Genomic DNA, 19,819 nt, shown 5'->3' with positions numbered 1-19,819 from the left:
AATACCGGACAATGAAAACCCGTACCGCTTGCACAGGTACGAAGTGGGCCATGCAAAATCATCGCTATAAACAAGCTGCTAAAGCAAAAGGCCCACTTCCACTCTCCCCAATCCTCCCACCTGTGTGCTGGAAGCACATTCAGTGGAGAGACGGTGAGTGTAGAAGTGGGCCTTGCGGCGGCGTCATTTAGTCGCGCGGAACCTCGACCTCTTCGTAGGCCTGGATGATGTCGCCTACCTGGATATCCGGGTAAGAGAGCACCATACCGCACTCATAGCCGGCCTTGATCTCGGTTGCGTCGTCCTTCTCGTGACGCAGGGACTCAATCTTGGCGTCGGCAGTGATGACGTTGTTATCGCGCAGCAAGCGAACCTTGCCGTTGCGGACAACCTTGCCCTCGGTGACCATGCAGCCGGCGATGGTACCCACTGCGGAGGACTTAAACAGGGCACGGATCTCGGCCGCGCCGGTGTCGCGTTCCTCGTAAATCGGCTTGAGCATGCCCTTAAGCGCAGCCTCGACCTCTTCGATGGCCTTGTAGATGATCGTGTAGTAACGAATATCCACGCCCTCTTGGGTGGCCATCTCCGTCGCCTTGCCTTCCGCACGAGTGTTGAAGGCAATGATAACGGCGTCGGAAGCCGCAGCCAGGGAGACGTTGGTCTCGGTCACAGCGCCCACACCACGGTCGATGATGTTGAGCTCGACTTCGTCCTCGGTCTTGATATCCAGCAAGGCGTCTTCCAGTGCCTCGACGGAACCGGCATTGTCGCCCTTGAGGATGAGGTTGAGGGTCGAAGTCTCCTGCAATACCTTGTCCAGATCCTCCAAGGAGACGCGCTTGCGCTGCTTGGCCTGCAGGGCAGAGCGCTTGCGGGCGTCACGCTGATTGGCAATCTGGCGGGCAACGCGGTCGTCTTCCACCACGAGCAGGTTATCGCCAGCGCCAGGCACACCAGACAGGCCTTGGACCTGAACCGGGCGGGATGGACCGGCCTCTTCGACGTCGCCGCCGAATTCATCGAGCATGCGGCGCACACGGCCGTGTGCATCGCCCACGACGATGGAATCGCCCACGTGCAAGGTACCGCGCTGGACAATGACGGTAGCAACCGGACCACGGCCGCGGTCGAGGTGTGCCTCAATTGCCACACCCTGTGCGTCCATATCTGGGTTAGCGGTCAGCTCCAAGGCCGCATCCGCGGTCAGGATGACGGACTCGAGCAGCTGATCGATGTTCTTACCCTGCTTCGCGGAGATGTCCACGAACATGGTGTCGCCACCGTATTCCTCCGGAACCAAGCCGTATTCGGTGAGCTGGCCACGGATCTTGTCCGGCTGCGCTTCCGGCTTATCCACCTTGTTGACCGCCACGACTACCGGAATATCCGCAGCCTTGGCGTGGTTGATGGCCTCCACGGTCTGTGGCATGACGCCGTCATCGGCAGCAACCACGAGGATAGCCAAATCGGTGGACTTAGCACCACGAGCACGCATGGCGGTAAAGGCCTCGTGACCCGGGGTATCCAGGAAGGTAATGGTGCGTTCGCCGTCCACGTCTACCGTGGTCTGGTATGCACCAATGCCCTGGGTGATGCCGCCTTCCTCGCGGGCGCCCTCGTTGGTCTTGCGGATGGCGTCCAGCAGGCGGGTCTTACCGTGGTCAACGTGACCCATGACGGAGACGACTGGAGGACGATTCTCCAGCGCTTCCTCGCCGCCTTCGTCCTCACCGAACTGCAGGTCGAAGGACTCGAGGAGCTCGCGGTCCTCATCCTCAGGGGAGACGACCTCGACGTTGTAGTTAATCTCAGAGCCGAGCAGCTGCAGCGTATCTTCCGATACCGAAGCGGTCGCCGTCACCATTTCGCCAAGGTTAAACAGCGCCTGCACCAGTGCTGCTGGATCCGCACCGATCTTCTCAGCGAAGTCCGAAAGGGAAGCGCCACGACGCAGGCGGACGGTCTTGCCCTTGCCATCTGGCAAGCGCACGCCGCCTACGACATGCTTCTGCTGCTCTTCGTACTCATGACGCTTCTGACGCTTAGACTTCTTGCCCTTGCGTGGAGCGCCACCTGGACGGCCGAATGCACCTGCGGTGCCACCGCGACGTCCGCCGCGTCCGCCGCCACGGAAACCGCCTGGACGGCCGCCACCTGGCCGACCGCCGCCTGGTCCTCCGTGACCACCACGGCCACGGCCACCGCGTCCACCACCGCTCGGTGCCTTAGACGGCATCGATGCAGGATTCGGATGGGAAGGCATCATCGCTGGGGATGGACGACGACCGCCGCCACCCTGGCTATTGCCGCCCTGGCGGTTATTTCCGCCCTCGTTTTGGCCGCCGCGCTTGCCGCGGTTATCAGGCTTGTTACCGCCACGCGGGCCCTTAGAGCCGCCTGGACGTGGGCCCGGCCGGTTATCGCCGCCGCCCGTGGAGAACGGGTTATTGGCTACGCGGCGGGTACCGCCTGGCTTCGGCATCGGGCGAGGCATGGAATTGCCTGGGGTCGGGCGCTCGCCCGACTTCTTGCCACCAGCCTGGCCGGGCTTAGGTGCGCCCTGGCCTGGCTTTGGTGCGGCAGGCTTGGCCCCCGGCTTCGGAGCCTGTGCGCCCGGCTTCGGTGCGGCAGCCTTTGCCCCGGGCTTCGGTGCAGCCGACTGTGCGCCGGGCTTAGGAGCGCCCTGACCTGGCTTTGGTGCGGCAGGCTTGGCCCCCGGCTTCGGAGCCTGTGCGCCCGGCTTCGGTGCGGCAGCCTTTGCCCCGGGCTTGGCCGCAGCGGACTGCGCCCCTGGCTTAGGAGCATTTGCCTTGGCAGTGCTCTTAGCAGCACCCTTGGCAGGCTTTTTGTCTTGCTTCTTCTCGGCGGACTCATCGCCACCGGACTGTGCTTCATAATGAGCTCGCATCTTCTTAACCACCGGCGGTTCGATGGTGGAAGAAGCAGTCTTTACAAACTCACCCTGTTCTTTCAGGGTGGCGAGCAGTTCCTTGCTGGTTACTCCGAGCTGCTTTGCTAGCTCGTGAACACGTAGCTTTCCGGGCACTTGTCTCCTCTTGGTATCGACTAGGAGCCAAGGCCACGGAAACTGGCCTGACCCCTAGTTAGGTTTGTTGGACGTTCATCGCTGATGCTTCATCGTTGTGCGCTCATCAGTGTTCGGTCTTCCTTTGTAACTCTGGTTTGTACGAATCTAACGCGGTGTCTTCCGCCTTAGCTACTTGTCCGCGCTGCGCTTCCAAGTATTGACGTACCTGACCTGTGTCCACGGGTGCGGACGTGCGAAGCGCGCGCTTGAAAGCACGTTTGCGCTCCGCCAGCTCGAGTGCAGAAAGGGTGGGGCTAATCCACGCCCCACGACCGGGAAGCCGGCGGTGGGGATCTGCTACCAGACGGCGGCCATGCGGATCATCTCGGTCGATAACCACTCGTAGCAAGTCCGTATCTGGCAGGCGGCGGCGAGTAGCGATGCAGGTCCGGAGTCTTAGCCTCTCAGACATTCAACTCCTTACTTTTCGCGTCGCCACTATGCCCCATTCTGCAACTGGGCCATTTACTAGACTACGCTACAACCGCGCAGATCCTTAATTAGCGTCAGCGTCCGAGTGAATATCAATCTTCCAACCGGTCAAACGAGCAGCTAGTCGGGCATTTTGCCCCTCTTTACCAATGGCCAGGGAGAGCTGGTAATCCGGCACTACCACACGGGCGACCTGCGCCTCGTTGTCCACGACGGTGACCTTTACCACCTTTGAGGGGGCTAGCGCATTGCCTACATAGACCGTGGGGTCCTCACTGAAGTCAATGATGTCAATCTTCTCACCGCCGAGCTGACGCATGATGTTGTTGACGCGCTGGCCGCGGGGCCCGATGCAAGCGCCCTTCGCGTTCAGACCCTTCGCGTGGCCCACAACCGCTACCTTGGAGCGGTGACCCGCCTCGCGGGCGATGGCAATCATTTCTACGGTTTCATCGGCAACCTCTGGAACTTCCAGCTCGAAAAGGCCACGCACCAATTCAGGGTGGGTACGCGAGAGGTTGATCTGCACCTGGGCACCATTGCGATTCACGCCGACAACGTAGGCCTTAATGCGGTCACCGTGCTCCAGCTTTTCACCGGGAATCTGCTCGGCAGGCAGTAGAATGCCGTCCTGGGATTCCAGCTCAGAGCCCAACTGGACCACGACGATGCCGCGGGCATTAGCGCGGGCATCGCGCTGGACGATGCCACTGACCACGCGGCCGGTAAGCCCCGAGTAGGAATCATAGGTGCGCTCTGCCTCCGCCTCGCGCAGCTTGCGCAAGATGGCCTCGCGCACGGCCTGTGCGCCTACGCGGCCAAAGTTCTCTGGGGTGTCATCGTATTCGGTGGTTACTTCCCCAGTTTCCGGGTCGCGCTCCGAGACGATGACGCTGACTGCACCAGTGGTGGTATCGATATCGACGCGGGACTTGGCGCCTTCCACCTTGCCGCCAGCATTAGACTCGCGGTAATCCAGGTAGGAATACAACAAGGCACCCGCAATCGCTTCCAGCAAGTCCTTTACCGGGACGTTGCGTTCGGATTCGATGGTGCGAAGTGCCTGCAGATCAATATTCACTTGTCATTCCTCTCGGTTGCCGGTTAATTCTCGGCTTCTTCAAACGTCTTGTGCACCGCCGCTATTTCCTGTTCGGACGGCTGCGCAAATTCAATTTCTACCACTGCCCGGGCAATGTTTTCCAATCGCTCTGCGCGCGTCTGCACGTCCTTTTTATTTGCCGTGATGAGGATTACGGCATCGGCGGCGTCGTTAAGCGCGCCAATGCGAGCTGTCTGAGACTTGCCATCGCCAAGGTCGAAGGAAACCTTGCGCCCCCGATTGCGGCGCCAGTGGCGTGGAGCGGTCAACGGCAAATCCACTCCAGGGGTGGAAACCTCCAGGGTGTAGCCGGCACCAAAATTGAGCTCCCCTGCTTCTTCCTTGGCGTCAAAGAAAGCAGAAATCTCATTAGATACTTCCTCCAGCACGTCCGAGCTAGGGCGCTTATCACCATCAATACGGATAACCACCTGGGATTTCTTCCCCGCCTTGGTGGTCTTAATGTCTTCTACATCCAATCCCCGCTCAGCTAGCTTTGGCTGCAAGAGTTCGGTCAATTGTTGTGCATCTGGGAAAGCCATGCCCACTAGCCTACGTGCTACCGGGTACAGTCTTTTGCGTGAACCGCCGACGTATAGCTTTGATCCTCGTAGCCACAACCGCCACCCTGCCCGCCTTAACCGGGTGCCAGGCAGTTGATTCCGTCGTCGACTATTTCGGCCCCCGGCCGGAAAATAGGCTGCTCGCGCTTGCCGACGCCGCCGCAACCGACGCCCTTACTTTAAACGGCGTCGACGATCACGCCGCGGGGATCCGCAGTTCCCAGGCCGATGCCCTCTATGCCGAAATTACGCGCCTCTGCGGTACCGACGATGCCGGCAATCCCCCACGCTCGTGTGAGGTAGAGCGCCCCACTAAAGCTAACCGCGCCGCGGATTCTTCCGAAGTCATGGAAAATGCCGCCTCTGCTACGACAGCGGCAGCCGATGAAGTCACCGTTGAATCGCGCATCCTAGTGACCGAGCAAGCCATCGCACTCAATGCTTGGCTGCCAGGCGATGCTCCCGCTATCCCAGAGCTTTCCCAACCAGAGCAAAAAAGTGCTGCCGATCTCCTTGCCTGGGAGTATGAACAGGTTTATGCGCTGGATTTCGCGCGAGCCTACGTCGGCGCAGAGCACGAGGACAACGTGGACCACCGCTTAGAAGTCCACCACCGCCGCATCGATGCCCTGCAGGAGGCCTTAGGCCGGTATGGCACCGTGCCGCAACCCGAGCCGGCTTATTCTTCCGGCGACCAAGAACTTCCCCATGATTCCGCATCTGCGCTGGACTTTTTAGGCGGCCTCGCCGAACAGGACGGCCGGAAATGGTCCGCCGCCGCTGCGCAGGCGGCGCAAGAAGAATCACCAGATCAAGACTGGATCACCTGGCTCATCGGCATCGCGGCCGAATCCCACGGCATGCGCTAGAACGCGACGCCTGCCTGTCAATCCCCTGAACGCCGGACAGTGAAAATATAGCGAGCTCTACGACGCTATGCATTGCTTCTGCTCTACAAGCGTGCGTAGGTTGGTGCACCATGAGCTTGCAGGAGATACCGCGAGCCTAAAAGACACAAAGAGAAGGAGTTTCCTCTCAATGCGTTCTAAGAAGACCATTTTGACTGTATCCGCCGCCGCACTGGGCCTTGCTGGCCTTGCCGCCCCTGCCGCTACTGCCGCACCGGCTAGCGCTTGGGATCAGGTTGCCGCCTGCGAGTCCGGCGGTGACTGGCATATCAATACCGGAAACGGTTACCAGGGTGGCCTGCAGTTCAACGCGCAAACCTGGGCTGCCAATGGCGGCACCCAGTACGCTGCAACCGCTGACCAGGCAACGCGAGAGCAGCAGATTGCCGTGGCCGAAAACGTTCTGGCCACCCAGGGCGCTGGCGCATGGCCTAACTGCAGCGGCCCAGTTGCCGGCTAAGTCCTAGGCTCCGGCACGAAAGCGAAAACCGGCCCCTCCTCCCCACCCTGCGGCGTTTCCGCGGGGTTGAGGACGGGGCCGGCTTTTCTGCTGCGTCTTCCTGGCTAGCGCACAGCAATGCCAATTCCTTTTAAGCCTCGTGCTTGGCGATATTCCAGGCATACATCATAAGCAGCACCTGCAGCGGCTGACGGATGATGTGGTAGATCTTTTTCGGCCATCCTGCCTTGCGCTCAATCCAGGCGTGGTACATATTGGCTGGCCATACAGCGGCAAAGAGCGCAAGCGCAGAAGCACCGCCGAACCCACGGGTAGCGCGGCGCCGCAGCAACGCGCCAGTGACTATCTCCCAGAGACCAGAAGCAAAGTTATAAAACCGTGCGGGGCCGGGCAGCTGCGGCGGAACGATGGATTCGAAAGTTTGCGCCTTCACAAAGTGCAATACGCCCATGGCGGAAAGCACCGTGGAAAGTCCATTCTTTTGGAAATTCATGCCTTCCACGGTACCCCGACGCGAATCATTGCGCGCTTTTCTAACCGCGAACCAGCTCAAGAATCTTGTCCACGATTTCCTCCGCCGGGACCTCTAGGGTCTCTCCGCCGCGGATGCGCAGCTCTATCTTGCCTTCCTTGAAGGCACGGCCCAAGACTGCCACAAATGGCATGCCTAGCAGCTCTGCATCCTTGAACTTCACGCCTGGGGAGACCTTCGGGCGGTCATCAAAAAGCACCTCGATCCCCTTGGCGGACAGCTCTTCCACCAATGTGTCGCCGGCCTCCATGGCTGCGGCGTCCTTATTAGCCACTGCCACATGGACCTGGTACGGCGCGACAGCTACCGGCCAGTTAAGGCCCTTGTCATCATGGCGCTGCTCGGCTAGCACAGCCAGCATACGAGTGATGCCGATGCCATAAGACCCCATGGTGGGAACCGCACGCTTGCCGTTTTCATCCAAAATCTGGACGTCGAAGGCCTCGGTGTATTTGCGGCCCAGCTGGAAGATGTGGCCCAGCTCGATGCCGCGCTCCAAGGTCAACGTGCCCTGGTTATCCGGGGCAAGATCGCCTTCCTTGACCTCTGCGGCCTCAATGAACTCATCCACGGTGAAATCGCGGCCAGCCACGCAACCAACCACGTGGCGCTCGCTTGCGTCAGCGCCGGTAATCCACGCTGTGCCCTTGACCACGCGCGGATCGGCCAAGATTTTAATGTCATTGGCGTTCAATACGCGCGGTCCAACATAGCCCTTGACTAGGAAGTCATTGTCAGCAAAGTCCTTGTCCCCGGCCAATTCAAACTCCACCGGCTCGAGTGCAGCCTCGAGGCGCTTTTCATCCAGTTCACGATCGCCCGGGATGAGCACGGCGGCCAACTCGGACTCGCGCTTTTCGCTCTCAGCAGCTGGGTGGAAGAGCTTTACCATCATGCATTTGAGGGTATCTGCGGCCGTTGCCTCGCGGCCGTCGATAGTAATGCCTGCTTGCTTTGCCCAGGAAACGAGTGAATCAATGCTCTCTGCATTCGGGGTGTCGTATTCCTGCGCCTCTGGCTGGCCCTCGATGTCCTTCTCCGCAGGTGCTGGGGTAACTACGGCTTCCACGTTGGCAGCATAATCGCCTTCAGTAGAGCGCACGAAGGTATCTTCACCGACTTCAGAGACGGCGAGGAACTCCTCCGAGGCAGAACCACCCATCGCGCCAGAGGTGGCCTTACAAATGGCGTAATCAATCTCTAGACGGTTGAAAATATTTTGATACGCCTTCCGGTGGCGGCCATAGGACTCATCCAATCCTTCATCGGTCATGTCGAAGGAGTATGAGTCCTTCATGGTGAACTCGCGGCCGCGCAGCACACCGGCGCGGGGGCGTTCCTCATCGCGATACTTGGTCTGAATCTGATACAGCGTAACCGGAAAATCCTTATAAGAGGAGTACATGTCCTTTACTGCGCTGGCAAACATCTCCTCGTGGGTAGGGCCGAGTAGCATGTCTGCGTTCTTGCGGTCCTTCAGGCGGAAGAGATTATCGCCGTATTCAACCCAACGGTTGGTCTTTTCATAAGGCTCGCGCGGCAACAAAGCAGGAAAAAGCATTTCCTGACCGCCAATAGCATCCATTTCCTGACGGACTACGTCTTCAATCTTGCGCAGCGTGCGCAGGCCCAACGGCAGCCAGGTATAAACGCCCGGCGCAACGCGGCGGACATAGCCGGCGCGCACGAGCAGCTTATGGCTGGGGACCTCAGCATCAGCCGGGTCCTCACGAAGGGTACGGAGAAATAGTTCAGAAAGGCGGGTAATCATGCACAAAAATATACCTCGCTACCCTGTATATATGCTCATTATCCTCCCTCCTTCAGAAACTAAGGACCACGGCGGCACAGGCCACGCGCTTGATTTCGCGCAGCTTTCCTTTCCGGGACTAAACGAAACCCGGCGCGAAATTGCAGCTGAGCTGCAGTCTCTTTCGGTAGATGAGGCAATGAAGGTGCTGAAACTCTCAGAAAAGCTGCGCGGTGAAGCCGAGTCCAACCAGGGGCTTTTTACCACCCCCACCATGCCGGCCGTGTTGCGTTATACTGGCGTGCTTTTTGATGCCCTAGACGCTCCCACCCTCCCCACATGGGATCGCCTTGCCATTGGCGACGCCCTTTTTGGCATCCTCCGCGCCAGCGATCCCATCCCTCATTACCGGCTTTCGGGCGGGACAAAACTTAGCGGCCGCACCATGAAATCGCACTGGGGCAAGCAGATTACGCAGGCTCTCGAGGGGGTAGACGAGCTTATTGTTGATCTGCGCTCGGGTACGTACCAACAATTGGGCCGGGTGAAAGACGCGGTAACGGTGCGGGTAGAAAGCGTGCAAGAAGATGGCTCGCGCAAGGTAGTCAGCCACTTTAATAAGCACTACAAGGGCCTCCTCGCCCGCGAGCTAGCGCTCTCTCCTGCCGATGCCTATAGCGCCGCCGACGTTGCTGCTATCGCGCGCGCCGCAGGTATGACCGTTGAAGAACCGCGGCCGGGTTCGTGCGAGCTCACGCTCCTGGTCAGGCGCTGAGCCGACCACCGTTTGCCCAGCGCGGTCTGTTTAGCGCAACTGCGGGTTATATAGCAGGCTATTGCGTTGCACCGAGCACTCCGTCGCCACGCGTATTGAGCCGGAAACATGTCCGGATTCGCGCAGGGGGTAAAGCTGGCCTACTACCCTATCGCGCAGGTCCCAGGGCGAAATGGTGTTGAGGTAGATCTTGGTACCGCCTTCGAATCCAGCGAGCGTAGAAATACGTAACTTGATAAGAATGCGCCATGGTTGGGCAACATCGACGTCTGCGGGCTTGTGGTGCCATTCCTCATTGCAGGGCACCTCGCGGCCTACTGCGGCGTGGGCAGCGTGGACTAGATCGCTCATGGCACGAATTTCTTCTTCCGACTGCAGCCACGGCTCGCAGGTTGCGGACTTGGAGTACACCTCCAATGTGGGATAACGGTGTCCGAAGCCGGCGAAGAGGACAGCACGGTCGTTTTCCGCGATGACGAGATTGCGGCTAGCGGCATAATCCACCGCCCACTCGTTGTACATGTTCATATTGCTGCGCAGCATCTGGACCTCTCGGTGAGAAGCCATACCGCGATCATCAATAGCAACGAGCTGCTTGTGCAGGTGCTCGAAGGAAGCACCGGCTGGCTGCAACCAGTTTTGGAATGCCACCACGTACGGGGCGTAGCGGTTGCGCTCGTAGAGATCCCGCATGGCGTCGATAGTCAGCTGCATAAAGAGCAGGTGTTCTTCAGCGCTTAGCGTGCCCGAAGATGCCAACTGCGAATCATCCTGTGCGCCGCGCTCAAAATGGCGGCCAGCCACGATGACGTCGTGACCGCCGGCGAAGAATCCAGCAGCCTGGTCCACCAGTTCTTCTTCGCTTGTCTCAGGCAAGTGCGCTGCTTTGCGCTTCGTGCGCACTATCTTGAGCACATGTTCCCGGCCGACCGGATCGCTAAGGTAGTTCTCCATGCGCTGGCGGGTTTCGGCATCCATCTCAAAGCCGTAATTGGCATGCCAATAGTCATAAGAGACGATTTCAAACAGATTGGGGATGCGCCGAAAGGCCGGCACTGTGTGATCGTATTCCTGCAAGGGCAATCCACGCACAATCCCGCCGGAAGGCAGAATGCGTGCCTTTTCCGGCGGGGTATCGGTCAAGCGCCCAGAGCAAAAGGCGCAGCGATGGCTAAAGTCTTCCTCTTGCAGTGGCTGCGGGTTAGCTACTGGTACAGACAGCGGGCGGTTGCCGCGGCCTGGCACGGTCCATACCTCGGTTCCCGAGAACGGGTTGACCTGTTTGACCGTGCCATCCCGCATGGTTTGGATGGGCTCAATGCGGGCAAAAAGTGCATCACTCATGCCCACTAGGGTAGTAACGTCTAGTACCTATTTCGCAACAGAGCGACGACGCGCCACCGCACAGGACCCACCAACGGTGAGCACGATCATCACGATTAGAACGACAGCGGCGACAGCTCGAGATTGCTCATCACCACTGCGGTTGGCGCCCATTACTAGCCCCCAAGCGTTGGCATCAGGTAGCACGCGGAGGATAGCCTTAGCCCAAGGAGCGCTAACGGCATCGAGGGCGGTTTCAATGACGAAATACTCTGCCACGAGAATCATCGCTGCGAATGCACCACTGCGCAAAAGGTAGGCCAAGCTGGTAGCTAACAGGATAAAGACAGTCCACTCAACGTAGGCAAGGATGAACCCATTGTTATCCGGCCAATGCATAAAGCTGTCAAAATTGAAATCACCTCCGAAGGCAGTAATCAACAGCGTGGCTACCACCATGCCCAGTGTGGCCGCGAGCAGTAGCGAAAAGGTGATGATGAAAAATTGGCTCAGCACTATACCTACGCGGCGATTTGATGAGAGGTATGACCATGAAACTGTTCCTTTACTTTGGTCGCCGCCTACCATCATGGCGGCAGCAAACACCATCACGACAATGGCGAGTGAACCGGAAATAGACACATCGACAGCCTCGAACTTGCCGTCGACCGTACCATTGAAGTCATTCGCCCAAGCCAACAAGACAGCGCCGGCAGCCATGCCAGCTGAAACTACGGCGAGGTATATCCAAGTAGAGCGGAGCGAAAATAGTTTCCGGGATTCAGAAATCAGAGCGTTCATGTGAATCTATCCTTTGCAGATGGAGCGTGTTGTGCAGGTGAAAAACTATGCAGAGCGGTAGGCCACGTGGTCGGCTGTCGCGCCGAGGTAGGCCTCTTCCAGGGAGGGCTGCTTGCGTTCCAAGCTGGAGATGAGAATGCGGTTATCCAGACAGATGCGGCCGATGTCGGAGCCTTCGAGGCCGCGCACGCGCAGGACCTCACCGTCAAAGGAGGTCTCCGCATCGGTGCCGTGCAACAGCCGCAGGAGTGCATCGGGCTGGTCCACAATCACTTCGAGGCTTGCGCCTCCCGTGCCATTGACAAACTCCTCCACGGTGCCCTCGCCCAGCAACTTGCCCTTGCCGATGACCACGAGGCGGTCTGCGGTGAGCTGCATCTCCGAAAGAAGGTGGGAGGAAACCAACACGGAGCAGCCGGCCTCGGCGAATTCGCGGATGCGGGCACGCATCCAGTGCACGCCTTCGGGGTCGAGGCCGTTGACGGGTTCGTCAAGAAGCAAGTGCTTCGGCTCGCCGATGAGCGCACAAGCAAGGCCCAGGCGCTGCTTCATGCCTAGCGAATAGCCGCCCACGCGCTTGGTGGCTACCTGGGTCAGGCCGACGCGGTCCAGGGTGTCATCCACGTGGTTCATGGACACGCCCTGCAACGCGGCCATGTAGCCCAGGTGAGCACGGGCGCTGCGGCCTGGGTGGAACCAGGTGGCGTCCAACAAGGTGCCCACCGTGGTAGCGGGATTGGACAGCCCGCGGAAGGGCGTGCCATCAAAAGTCGCGGTGCCGGAAGTCGGATTCTCCAACCCCACGCACATGCGCATGGTGGTGGATTTGCCAGAACCATTCGGTCCGAGGAAGCCGGTGACTTGACCGTCTGGGACCTCAAAGGAGAGGTCATCTACTGCTTTAAAGGAACGGAAATTCTTGGAAAGGTGTGAAACTTTGAGCATGGTTTCCATCGTGCCGCCTGACCAGCACGAAGTAACCATCCTCGGGAGTGATTTAGCGGGTCATACCTAGGGATGAGACAGCAGCTCCTCCACCGAGACCACGCCATGAGTTAGGGCATACAGCACGGCATGCACACGGTCGCGCGAGCTGGTCTTAGTAAGAATATGGCGCACGTGGGTCTTGACCGTGGCCATGGACACGAACTCGCACTCCGCGATTTCGGTATTCGAATACCCCAGTGCCATCAGCTTGAGGACGTCCAGCTCGCGTGGCGTGAGATCTTCGGCCGGAGGGGCGGTAGCTGCTGCCGCAACAGGGGTGGCATGTAAATCGGGCTGTGCTGCAGACTGTTCGCTGCGCAGTTGCTGCAGCACCTGGGCGGTAATGCGCGGTGAAAGGACGGCCTCGCCGGAATGTACGGTACGAATAGCGGCGAGGAGTTCCTCCGGTTCGACGTCTTTGAGCAGGAATCCAGAGGCCCCAGCGGAAATTGCTCCGTGGACAAAATTCTGGTCATCGAAGGTGGTTAACATAATGACCTGGGTGTCCGGGAATTCCGGCAGCAGCCTTTCTGTGGCGGCGATGCCATTGACGCGGGCCATCTGGACATCCATAAGCACAATATCGGCAGGTTGCGCGCGGGCGAGGTCGAGGACTTCATCGCCATCGGAGGCCTGCCAGGCAACGTCCAAATCCTCTTGGGAGCCAAGGAGCATGGCGAACCCGGCGCGCACGAGGGGCTGATCATCGACTAGGCCGATACGGATGGGGCCAGCGGGCGCACCTGTTGGCTGCTCAGGGTTAGTCATTGGGTACCTCCACGGTAATAAAGAAGTGTCCATCCTCGGTGCGGGTAGCAACGCTGCCGCCATAGGCCTTGACACGCTCGCTCATTCCAATAAGTCCGTAGCCGGGCTTGTGATTATCCGGCATGCGTGCGGCCGGATTTTCGGCACTCAATACTAGGCCGTTTCCAGTAGAGCGGAAACGCAGTACTCCCCTTTTATCACGCGAATGCTTGATCATATTGGTCAAAAGTTCTTGCACCACGCGGTAGACGGTGAATTGGTAGAGTTCGTCGCTTTCGGTCGGCAGGTCCTCCAGCCCGTGCACGGTGATATCGAAACCGGTCCGGCGCGCTTCCGAGATGAGACCGGCAATATCGCTCGCGCCGGGCGCCTTGGTATCGGCGCGGGAATCACCATCTCGCAGCACGGAGAGCAAACCGCGCATCTGTTTGAGGGAATCGCGGGAGGTAGAGGCGATGGTCTCCAAGGCTTCTGTGGCCGCGGCGGGATTTTTGGCGGCGGCGAACCGGGCGCCGTCGGCAAGGGCAATAACGCCCGCTAAATTATGCGCCACGATGTCATGCATCTCGCGGGCAATGCGGTTGCGCTCTACCGCGCCGGCCATCTCCGCACGTTCAATCAGCAGCTGCTGGTCGTCGCGCTTTTTGCGGTCATTGGTGCCCAGCAAGAAGAAAAATCCCATGACCGGCCACGCGATGATAACGACGAAGCCGAAAGCAGGCAGAGGGCCGATGCTGTTGGCATCTTCCAGACCAAAGTCGATGCCATCCATGAGTCTCCGCCCATAAAGGTCCGCTGCAGTGGCCGCCAAGGTGCCTAAGGCAATCCACCCTATCCAGAACCGTTGTAAGCGCTTGGGTGAATGTGCACCTATAAGAAATACGCAGTATGCAACTGGGAAGAAGTGAGCGTTACCCATGGCAGCCAGCGGGGTAAAGATACACACCGTTAGTATTACTGCGATGAAGCCAATGGCGTACTCCTTGAGCTTGGGGTGCAGCCATAATGCTAGTGGAATACCGACTGCATAAAGCACGAGGACCAACATTTGGAAAGGCGAGGATCCATCAATAACACCTTCTGCCACCCGCACCGAAGAAGTCCAGAAAAACAGCGGAATGAGAATTCTCCACGGTGGGCCTACCCACGCGCGAAGTGCATCGGGCCATAGCTTCTTCATGACCTTATAGGCTAGCGCAGGCTTTAGGCTATAGTCCTCATCCCTGGGGCTGACTAGACTGGCGGGCATGCAGCACGAGTTCTTTGAGGTTGATGTTTTTGCCACGGGTGCCTTTAACGGCAACGCCCTTGCGGTGATAGCCGGCGCGGATGGGCTTAGCGCCCAGCAGATGCAAGCAATCGCGAACTGGACCAACTTTTCTGAGACCACCTTCCTGCTCGAGCCTCACGACGCCCGCGCGGACTACCGCGTCCGCATTTTCACCCCGTACGAGGAGTTTGACTTCGCTGGCCATCCCACCTTGGGCAGCGCCGCTGCATGGCGCGCCCTAGGCAATCACCCGCAGTCGGAGGGAAGTATCGTCCAAGAATGTGGTGTGGGCCTAGTTACCGTACGCGAAGAGGGCGATGTCTTATCCTTTGCTACCCCGCCGCTGCGCCGCGAAGAACCGCTAAGCCCGGCGGATCTGAAGGAGGCCTGCGGTGGGCTGGGGCTAGATAGCGCGGATATTGTGGACCACGGCTGGGTGGACAATGGCCCGGGCTGGCGCCTGCTCCAATTGCGCGATGCCGAGGCGGTGCGTGCGGTTAAGCCCCATGGCGAGCGCCCCAAGGTCGGCGTAGTGGGCCTTAATCCCAACGCCGCAGAGGGCGAGTCGGCCTATGAGGTTCGGGCCTTTACCACGCAATTCGAAGACCCAGTCACCGGTTCTTTCAATGGCGGCGCCGCGCAGTTTATGCGCGCGCGAAACCTGGTGCCAACGCGTTATACCGCAACACAAGGCAGCCAGATAGGCCGAGCGGGCGAAGTATTTATCAACGATGACGGCACGGATATCTGGGTAGGCGGGCGCGCCCATATTCGCGTGCGCGGAACACTGGAGGTTTAAATGCAGCTACACCACGATTTTGCCCAACGCCTTCCCCACTTGGTTCGCCCTACCGAGGGCGAAGAGCAGCCGAACCCAGAGATGGTCATCCTAAACGAGGAACTGGCCAGGCAGTTGGGCTTTGACCCGGACTGGCTGCGCTCCTCCGAGGGAATCGAGTTCCTCACGGGTCGCGCGGGCGGACACGCCATGGCCTATTCTGGCTTCCAATTCGGTGCGTTTAATCCGCAGATGGGAGACGGCCGCGCCATGCTCTTAGGGGAGTTAGAAAAGGACGGCCGGCTCTGGGACTTGCACGCCAAGGGAACCGGACTAACTCCTTATTCCCGCCTCGGGTCCGATGGCCGCGGAACGCTGTCTTCCATGCTGCGCGAGTACCTCGTCTCTGAGGCCATGCACGCCTTAGGTGTGCCCACCACCCGGGCGCTGGCGGTCATCTCCACCGGCCGGCCCATCCAACGCGGGCATGTGCAACCGGCCGGCATCGTGGTGCGCGTTGCCGCTAGCCATATTCGCGTGGGCACCTTCCACCTAGCCGCGCAGACGGATTACACACGTCAGCTGGCCGACTACGCCATCGCCCGCCATTATCCCGGGTGCGACTACCGGGACTTTTTCCTCCAGCTGATGGATGCACAAATTCGCACTGTATCCCAGTGGATGCGCTTAGGCTTCATCCATGGCGTGATGAATACGGATAACACCACCATCTCCGGCGAAACCATTGACTACGGTCCTTGTGCCTTTATGGAGGCATACTCCCCTGACACGGTGTTTTCCAGCATCGATAGGCAAGGCCGTTATGCCTTTGGCAATCAACCTTCCATCCTGGGATGGAACCTGGCCCGCTTGGCGGAATCCCTCCTGCCGCTATTTGATATGGACATGAAAAAGGCCATGGACTTAGCCCAAGAATCCATCAACGGCTTTACCGACCGCTTTGCGGACCAGCACAGGGCAGATTTAGCAAAGGCTTTGGATACCTCTCGAGAAGTCGCTTCTTCTTATGCGGCTGCCATGCAGCTCAACGGCCCAGATATTACGCTGGCCCACCGCGCTCTTGCCGACGCCGCCGCGGGCCACCCCACCCCCGCCCGTGAGCTTTTGCCCGAGGGAGACTTTTTGGATGAGTACCTAGCGTCCTCGCCCGATCCATCCCGCGTTAATAGCGCGATGCCGCGGGTTATCCCGCGCAACCTCGCGGTGGAAGCTGCCCTTAACGCTGCAGAACGCGGGGACATGAGCCCCTATCAAGAACTCCTCCACGCGGTAACCCACCCGTGGGAGCCCAACCCCTCATTCGAATCGCCGGACCCCAATGGCTTGGAGGGATACCTCACCTACTGTGGCACCTAGCTGCTGTTCACCGAGCCCAGACCGAATAACCCCCTGTACCGTCTCGGTGCGGTACAGGGGGTTATCTAGGAAGAAGCTGGTTCTAGCGGTCTAGCTTCAAGGTCTTCTGGGTGTACTCCCACATCTCGTCATAGAGCTTTTCATCGTTGCGCAGCTTGATGCCATAAGACGGAACCATCTCGCGGATCTTATCCGCCCAATCGATCATGTGCTCGCCGAAGCAACGCTCCAGCAGCTCCAACATGACGGCAGGGGTAATGGATGCGCCCGGGGATGCACCGAGCAGGCCGGCGATATTGCCCTCCTGGTTATTGACCAGGGTAGTACCGAACTCGAGGGAGCCGAACTGCGGGGCGCCTGCAGGCTTGATCACCTGCACGCGCTGGCCGGCGATGACGGTCTCCCAGTCGCTTTCCTTTGCCTCCGGGACGTACTCGCGCAGGGTCTCAACGCGGTCGGAGAAGTTCTTGCGTACCTCGTCTACCAAGTACTTGGTCAGGCCGAACTCCTGGACGGCAACGCCAAGGTAAGAAGTGATGTTATCCGGGCGGATGGACTTAAATAGGTCCAGGTAGCTGCCCTTCTTCAGGAACTTCGGGCTCCAGCCGCCGTAGGGGCCGAATAGCAGGCCCTTCTCGCCGTCGATAACACGGGTATCCAGGTGAGGCACGGACATTGGCGGGGCGCCCACAGCAGCCTTACCGTAGACCTTCGCCTGGTGCTGCTCGATAAGCTCCGGGTTCTTGGAACGCAGCCACAGACCGGATACTGGGAAGCCTGCGTAACCGGCAACTTCCTTCACCTTGGCCTTGCGCAGCAGATCCAAGGCATAACCGCCAGCACCCACGAAGACGAACTTAGCCTTGACTACCGTGATGTCACCGGTGTGCTTGTTCTTGGAATAGACCTTCCAGGAAGAGCCATCGCGCTTGATGTCGATGACCTCATGTCCGTAGCGGATCTCGGTGCCGGAGGCCTTAGCCGCGGTCAGGAACTGCTTGGTCAGCGCGCCGAAGTTAACGTCAGTGCCGGCATCGGTCCAGGAGATGGCTACCTTATTGGAGAAATCACGGCCCTGCGCCATCAGGGGCAGCTTCTCCGCAAAGACAGAATCATCAGCGGAGAACTGCATGCCTGGGAACATGTGCTTCTCGCTCAAAACGTCATAGCGACGCTTAAGGTAGTCAACCTGGATTTCGCCCTGTGCGAAGGACACGTGCGGAACTGGGTTAATAAATTCGCTCGGGTCGGTCAGAATACCGTTGTTGAGCTGGTGAGACCAGAACTGGCGAGACTTCTGGAACTTCTCATTAATCCCCAGAGCCTTGGAGATATCAATGCGACCATTCTTCTCCGGGGTGTAGTTCAGCTCGCACAGTGCGGAGTGGCCGGTACCGGCGTTATTCCACGGGGAGGAGGACTCCAATGCGGGGCCGTCGAGACGCTCAAAGACCATCTGGGTCCAGCTAGGCTCCAGCTCGCGGAGCATTGCGCCCAAGGTGGCGCTCATGATGCCGGCACCAATAAGTGCTACGTCGACCTCGTCTACAACCTGTGCTGTCTTCTTAGCGGAGGACACTCTGTTATTACCTCTTCGAATTGAAAATAGATATCCATCGGCGCGGTCTACGCCTTGACTTATAGCGCTTAGCGCCCCGCGCCACCATCGTTGCACTAAGACAACCTGGCAGTGCGTCACGCGTTAAGGCCTTACTCTACGCTTTTCTTATGCAATTTGGGATTTCTCCCCCAGACCAGTGGCAAAAATGTGGGAATTTCCGCCCCCACTATCTACACCCCAACACCAGCACCATAAATCCTTTATTACACCTAGAATCGAGGCATGGTTACACACTCCCCGGTATGGGGCCCAGACAAACTCGGCCCCGACTATGAAGCTGCCACCATTGACTTAGGCGTCGACCCCGACGGCGAGGGCAACGTGGCCACCACGCTGGTGCACTACGCACCGCAGCAGGCGGACGATGCGGCACGCGAACCATCCGCCGCCTCATCGCGCCCGGCTTTGGTGTGGCTACACGGTATGACCGACTACTTCTTCCACACCCACGTAGCCGAGCACTTTGCCGCCCAAGGTTATGACTTTTATGCTGTGGATCTGCGCAAGTGTGGTCGCTCGCGCCGCTCCGGCCAGTCATGGCACTATGTATCGGACTTGGCGTTCTACTTTGCTGACCTCACCGCTGCACTCGATGCCATCCCTAATGATGAGGTTATCTTCATCGCTCACTCCACCGGTGGCCTCATCGCCCCGCTATGGATGGATCATCTGCGCCGAACCGACTACGAACGCCACCAGCGCTTGAAGGGGCTCATCCTCAATAGCCCGTGGCTCGACATGATGGGCGTGCCCGGCCAGGTTCTTACCCCGCTCAAACCGCTGTTGTACGCACTTGGCCGCATCGTCCCCAGGACTCCCCTGCCCGGTGGCAACTTCACCGCCTACGGCGAGTCTGTTCACCAAGATTTCTACGGCGAGTGGGATTTTGACCTCCGCTTTAAGCCACTGGCTGGCCATAAGAAGTATGTTGGCTGGCTAGCCGCAGTATTCCATGGCTTTGATGCCATCCATAGCGGTCGTATCGATGCCGGCGTACCAATTTTGACGCTGCAGTCCACTCGCACTCAACTGGGCCGGCCTTATTCCGATACCGCGAACCACACGGATGTCATCATCGACGTTGCCCAAACGCGCCGCTGGGCAAAGGAACTAAGCGCTCACTACACCTTGCACCCCATCAAGGGCGCTAGGCACGATGTTTTTCTATCCCTTCCGGATCCGCTGCAAGAGGCCTTCAACGCCTGCGATGAGTGGTTGCCCACCGTCTTAGATTCCGCTAAACCCGTCCAGTAATTTAGTCCCTATATATAAGGAATAAAC

The 19,819-nt window shown here is 59.0% G+C and carries 18 protein-coding genes; 6 read left to right on the top strand and 12 right to left on the bottom strand.

All coding sequences use genetic code 11. The features are described from left to right. Window positions 1-187: 187 nt before the first annotated feature. The 4 genes from infB to rimP form a co-directional block, all read right to left on the bottom strand. Window positions 188-3,049, bottom strand: coding sequence for a translation initiation factor IF-2 (infB, locus tag I6I12_RS05400; protein ID WP_200288939.1), 2,862 nt, complete (start codon window positions 3,047-3,049; stop codon window positions 188-190). Window positions 3,050-3,155: 106 nt separating this feature from the next. Next, window positions 3,156-3,503: a YlxR family protein gene (locus I6I12_RS05395; RefSeq protein ID WP_200288938.1), complete on the bottom strand. Its 348-nt coding sequence runs from the start codon at window positions 3,501-3,503 to the stop codon at window positions 3,156-3,158. A gap of 84 nt (window positions 3,504-3,587) precedes the next feature. Beyond that, the gene (nusA, locus tag I6I12_RS05390; RefSeq protein ID WP_023021332.1) at window positions 3,588-4,604 is read right to left on the bottom strand and encodes a transcription termination factor NusA; all 1,017 of its coding nucleotides are present in this window, start codon (window positions 4,602-4,604) and stop codon (window positions 3,588-3,590) included. A gap of 23 nt (window positions 4,605-4,627) precedes the next feature. After that, on the bottom strand, window positions 4,628-5,167 hold the full coding sequence (gene rimP, locus I6I12_RS05385) for a ribosome maturation factor RimP (RefSeq protein WP_023021331.1): 540 nt from the start codon (window positions 5,165-5,167) through the stop codon (window positions 4,628-4,630). 38 nt (window positions 5,168-5,205) lie between these two features. Here rimP and I6I12_RS05380 point away from each other — a divergent pair, with 38 nt between their 5' ends. Then, on the top strand, window positions 5,206-6,057 hold the full coding sequence (locus I6I12_RS05380; RefSeq protein ID WP_200288937.1) for a DUF4439 domain-containing protein: 852 nt from the start codon (window positions 5,206-5,208) through the stop codon (window positions 6,055-6,057). A 169-nt stretch (window positions 6,058-6,226) separates the two neighbouring features. Beyond that, entirely contained in the window at window positions 6,227-6,556 is a 330-nt protein-coding gene (locus I6I12_RS05375; RefSeq protein WP_023021329.1) for a transglycosylase family protein, read from the top strand. Window positions 6,557-6,686: 130 nt separating this feature from the next. Here the strand turns inward: I6I12_RS05375 and I6I12_RS05370 are convergent, their stop codons facing one another. Beyond that, the gene (locus I6I12_RS05370; RefSeq protein ID WP_034655866.1) at window positions 6,687-7,049 is read right to left on the bottom strand and encodes a DoxX family protein; all 363 of its coding nucleotides are present in this window, start codon (window positions 7,047-7,049) and stop codon (window positions 6,687-6,689) included. Between the two features lie 40 nt (window positions 7,050-7,089). Then, window positions 7,090-8,859, bottom strand: coding sequence for a proline--tRNA ligase (locus I6I12_RS05365; RefSeq protein WP_023027868.1), 1,770 nt, complete (start codon window positions 8,857-8,859; stop codon window positions 7,090-7,092). A gap of 31 nt (window positions 8,860-8,890) precedes the next feature. On the opposite strand from I6I12_RS05365, the gene yaaA reads away from it, so the two are divergent. Next, a complete protein-coding gene (yaaA, locus tag I6I12_RS05360) occupies window positions 8,891-9,613 on the top strand; it encodes a peroxide stress protein YaaA (protein ID WP_023021326.1) in 723 nt (240 codons plus the stop codon). A 30-nt stretch (window positions 9,614-9,643) separates the two neighbouring features. Here yaaA and I6I12_RS05355 read toward each other — a convergent pair whose 3' ends face one another. The 5 genes from I6I12_RS05355 to I6I12_RS05335 form a co-directional block, all read right to left on the bottom strand. Continuing rightward, complete coding sequence (locus tag I6I12_RS05355) at window positions 9,644-10,957, bottom strand: DUF4921 family protein (RefSeq protein ID WP_023021325.1); 1,314 nt, start codon at window positions 10,955-10,957, stop codon at window positions 9,644-9,646. A 27-nt stretch (window positions 10,958-10,984) separates the two neighbouring features. Further along, a complete protein-coding gene (locus I6I12_RS05350) occupies window positions 10,985-11,737 on the bottom strand; it encodes an ABC transporter permease (RefSeq protein ID WP_023021324.1) in 753 nt (250 codons plus the stop codon). A 45-nt stretch (window positions 11,738-11,782) separates the two neighbouring features. Continuing rightward, window positions 11,783-12,682 (bottom strand): ABC transporter ATP-binding protein, encoded by a 900-nt coding sequence (locus tag I6I12_RS05345; protein WP_034655868.1) that lies wholly within the window; start codon window positions 12,680-12,682, stop codon window positions 11,783-11,785. A 66-nt stretch (window positions 12,683-12,748) separates the two neighbouring features. Further along, window positions 12,749-13,492 (bottom strand): response regulator, encoded by a 744-nt coding sequence (locus I6I12_RS05340; protein WP_023021322.1) that lies wholly within the window; start codon window positions 13,490-13,492, stop codon window positions 12,749-12,751. Next, window positions 13,485-14,672 (bottom strand): sensor histidine kinase, encoded by a 1,188-nt coding sequence (locus I6I12_RS05335; protein ID WP_023021321.1) that lies wholly within the window; start codon window positions 14,670-14,672, stop codon window positions 13,485-13,487. Before I6I12_RS05335 ends, I6I12_RS05340 begins: the two co-directional genes overlap by 8 nt. Window positions 14,673-14,739: 67 nt before the next feature. On the opposite strand from I6I12_RS05335, the gene I6I12_RS05330 reads away from it, so the two are divergent. Together I6I12_RS05330 and I6I12_RS05325 are read left to right on the top strand one after the other, a co-directional pair. Beyond that, complete coding sequence (locus I6I12_RS05330; RefSeq protein ID WP_200288936.1) at window positions 14,740-15,561, top strand: PhzF family phenazine biosynthesis protein; 822 nt, start codon at window positions 14,740-14,742, stop codon at window positions 15,559-15,561. Next, complete coding sequence (locus tag I6I12_RS05325) at window positions 15,562-16,917, top strand: protein adenylyltransferase SelO (RefSeq protein WP_200288935.1); 1,356 nt, start codon at window positions 15,562-15,564, stop codon at window positions 16,915-16,917. A gap of 82 nt (window positions 16,918-16,999) precedes the next feature. Here I6I12_RS05325 and mqo read toward each other — a convergent pair whose 3' ends face one another. After that, on the bottom strand, window positions 17,000-18,496 hold the full coding sequence (mqo, locus tag I6I12_RS05320) for a malate dehydrogenase (quinone) (RefSeq protein ID WP_023021318.1): 1,497 nt from the start codon (window positions 18,494-18,496) through the stop codon (window positions 17,000-17,002). A 264-nt stretch (window positions 18,497-18,760) separates the two neighbouring features. Between mqo and I6I12_RS05315 the strand changes: the two genes are divergently transcribed. Beyond that, a complete protein-coding gene (locus I6I12_RS05315; protein ID WP_200288934.1) occupies window positions 18,761-19,792 on the top strand; it encodes an alpha/beta hydrolase in 1,032 nt (343 codons plus the stop codon). The last annotated feature ends 27 nt before the right edge of the window (window positions 19,793-19,819 follow it).

It is taken from the genome of Corynebacterium kefirresidentii, from assembly GCF_016599755.1.
GTDB classification, from domain to species: Bacteria; Actinomycetota; Actinomycetes; order Mycobacteriales; family Mycobacteriaceae; genus Corynebacterium; species Corynebacterium kefirresidentii.
The sequence above is the reverse complement of the archived record's forward strand: the minus strand, read 5'-3'. Positions and strand labels throughout refer to the sequence as shown.

Excerpts from the sequence above, each read along its gene's own strand:
- I6I12_RS05395 (WP_200288938.1), bottom strand. The coding sequence starts at position 3,503 with ATGTCTGAGAGGCTAAGACTCCGGACCTGCATCGCTACTCGCCGCCGC.
- rimP (WP_023021331.1), bottom strand. The coding sequence starts at position 5,167 with ATGGCTTTCCCAGATGCACAACAATTGACCGAACTCTTGCAGCCAAAG.
- I6I12_RS05375 (WP_023021329.1), top strand. The coding sequence starts at position 6,227 with ATGCGTTCTAAGAAGACCATTTTGACTGTATCCGCCGCCGCACTGGGC.
- I6I12_RS05370 (WP_034655866.1), bottom strand. The coding sequence starts at position 7,049 with ATGAATTTCCAAAAGAATGGACTTTCCACGGTGCTTTCCGCCATGGGC.
- I6I12_RS05365 (WP_023027868.1), bottom strand. The coding sequence starts at position 8,859 with ATGATTACCCGCCTTTCTGAACTATTTCTCCGTACCCTTCGTGAGGAC.
- yaaA (WP_023021326.1), top strand. The coding sequence starts at position 8,891 with ATGCTCATTATCCTCCCTCCTTCAGAAACTAAGGACCACGGCGGCACA.
- I6I12_RS05355 (WP_023021325.1), bottom strand. The coding sequence starts at position 10,957 with ATGAGTGATGCACTTTTTGCCCGCATTGAGCCCATCCAAACCATGCGG.
- I6I12_RS05350 (WP_023021324.1), bottom strand. The coding sequence starts at position 11,737 with ATGAACGCTCTGATTTCTGAATCCCGGAAACTATTTTCGCTCCGCTCT.
- I6I12_RS05345 (WP_034655868.1), bottom strand. The coding sequence starts at position 12,682 with ATGCTCAAAGTTTCACACCTTTCCAAGAATTTCCGTTCCTTTAAAGCA.
- I6I12_RS05340 (WP_023021322.1), bottom strand. The coding sequence starts at position 13,492 with ATGACTAACCCTGAGCAGCCAACAGGTGCGCCCGCTGGCCCCATCCGT.
- I6I12_RS05335 (WP_023021321.1), bottom strand. The coding sequence starts at position 14,672 with ATGAAGAAGCTATGGCCCGATGCACTTCGCGCGTGGGTAGGCCCACCG.
- I6I12_RS05330 (WP_200288936.1), top strand. The coding sequence starts at position 14,740 with ATGCAGCACGAGTTCTTTGAGGTTGATGTTTTTGCCACGGGTGCCTTT.
- I6I12_RS05325 (WP_200288935.1), top strand. The coding sequence starts at position 15,562 with ATGCAGCTACACCACGATTTTGCCCAACGCCTTCCCCACTTGGTTCGC.
- I6I12_RS05315 (WP_200288934.1), top strand. The coding sequence starts at position 18,761 with ATGGTTACACACTCCCCGGTATGGGGCCCAGACAAACTCGGCCCCGAC.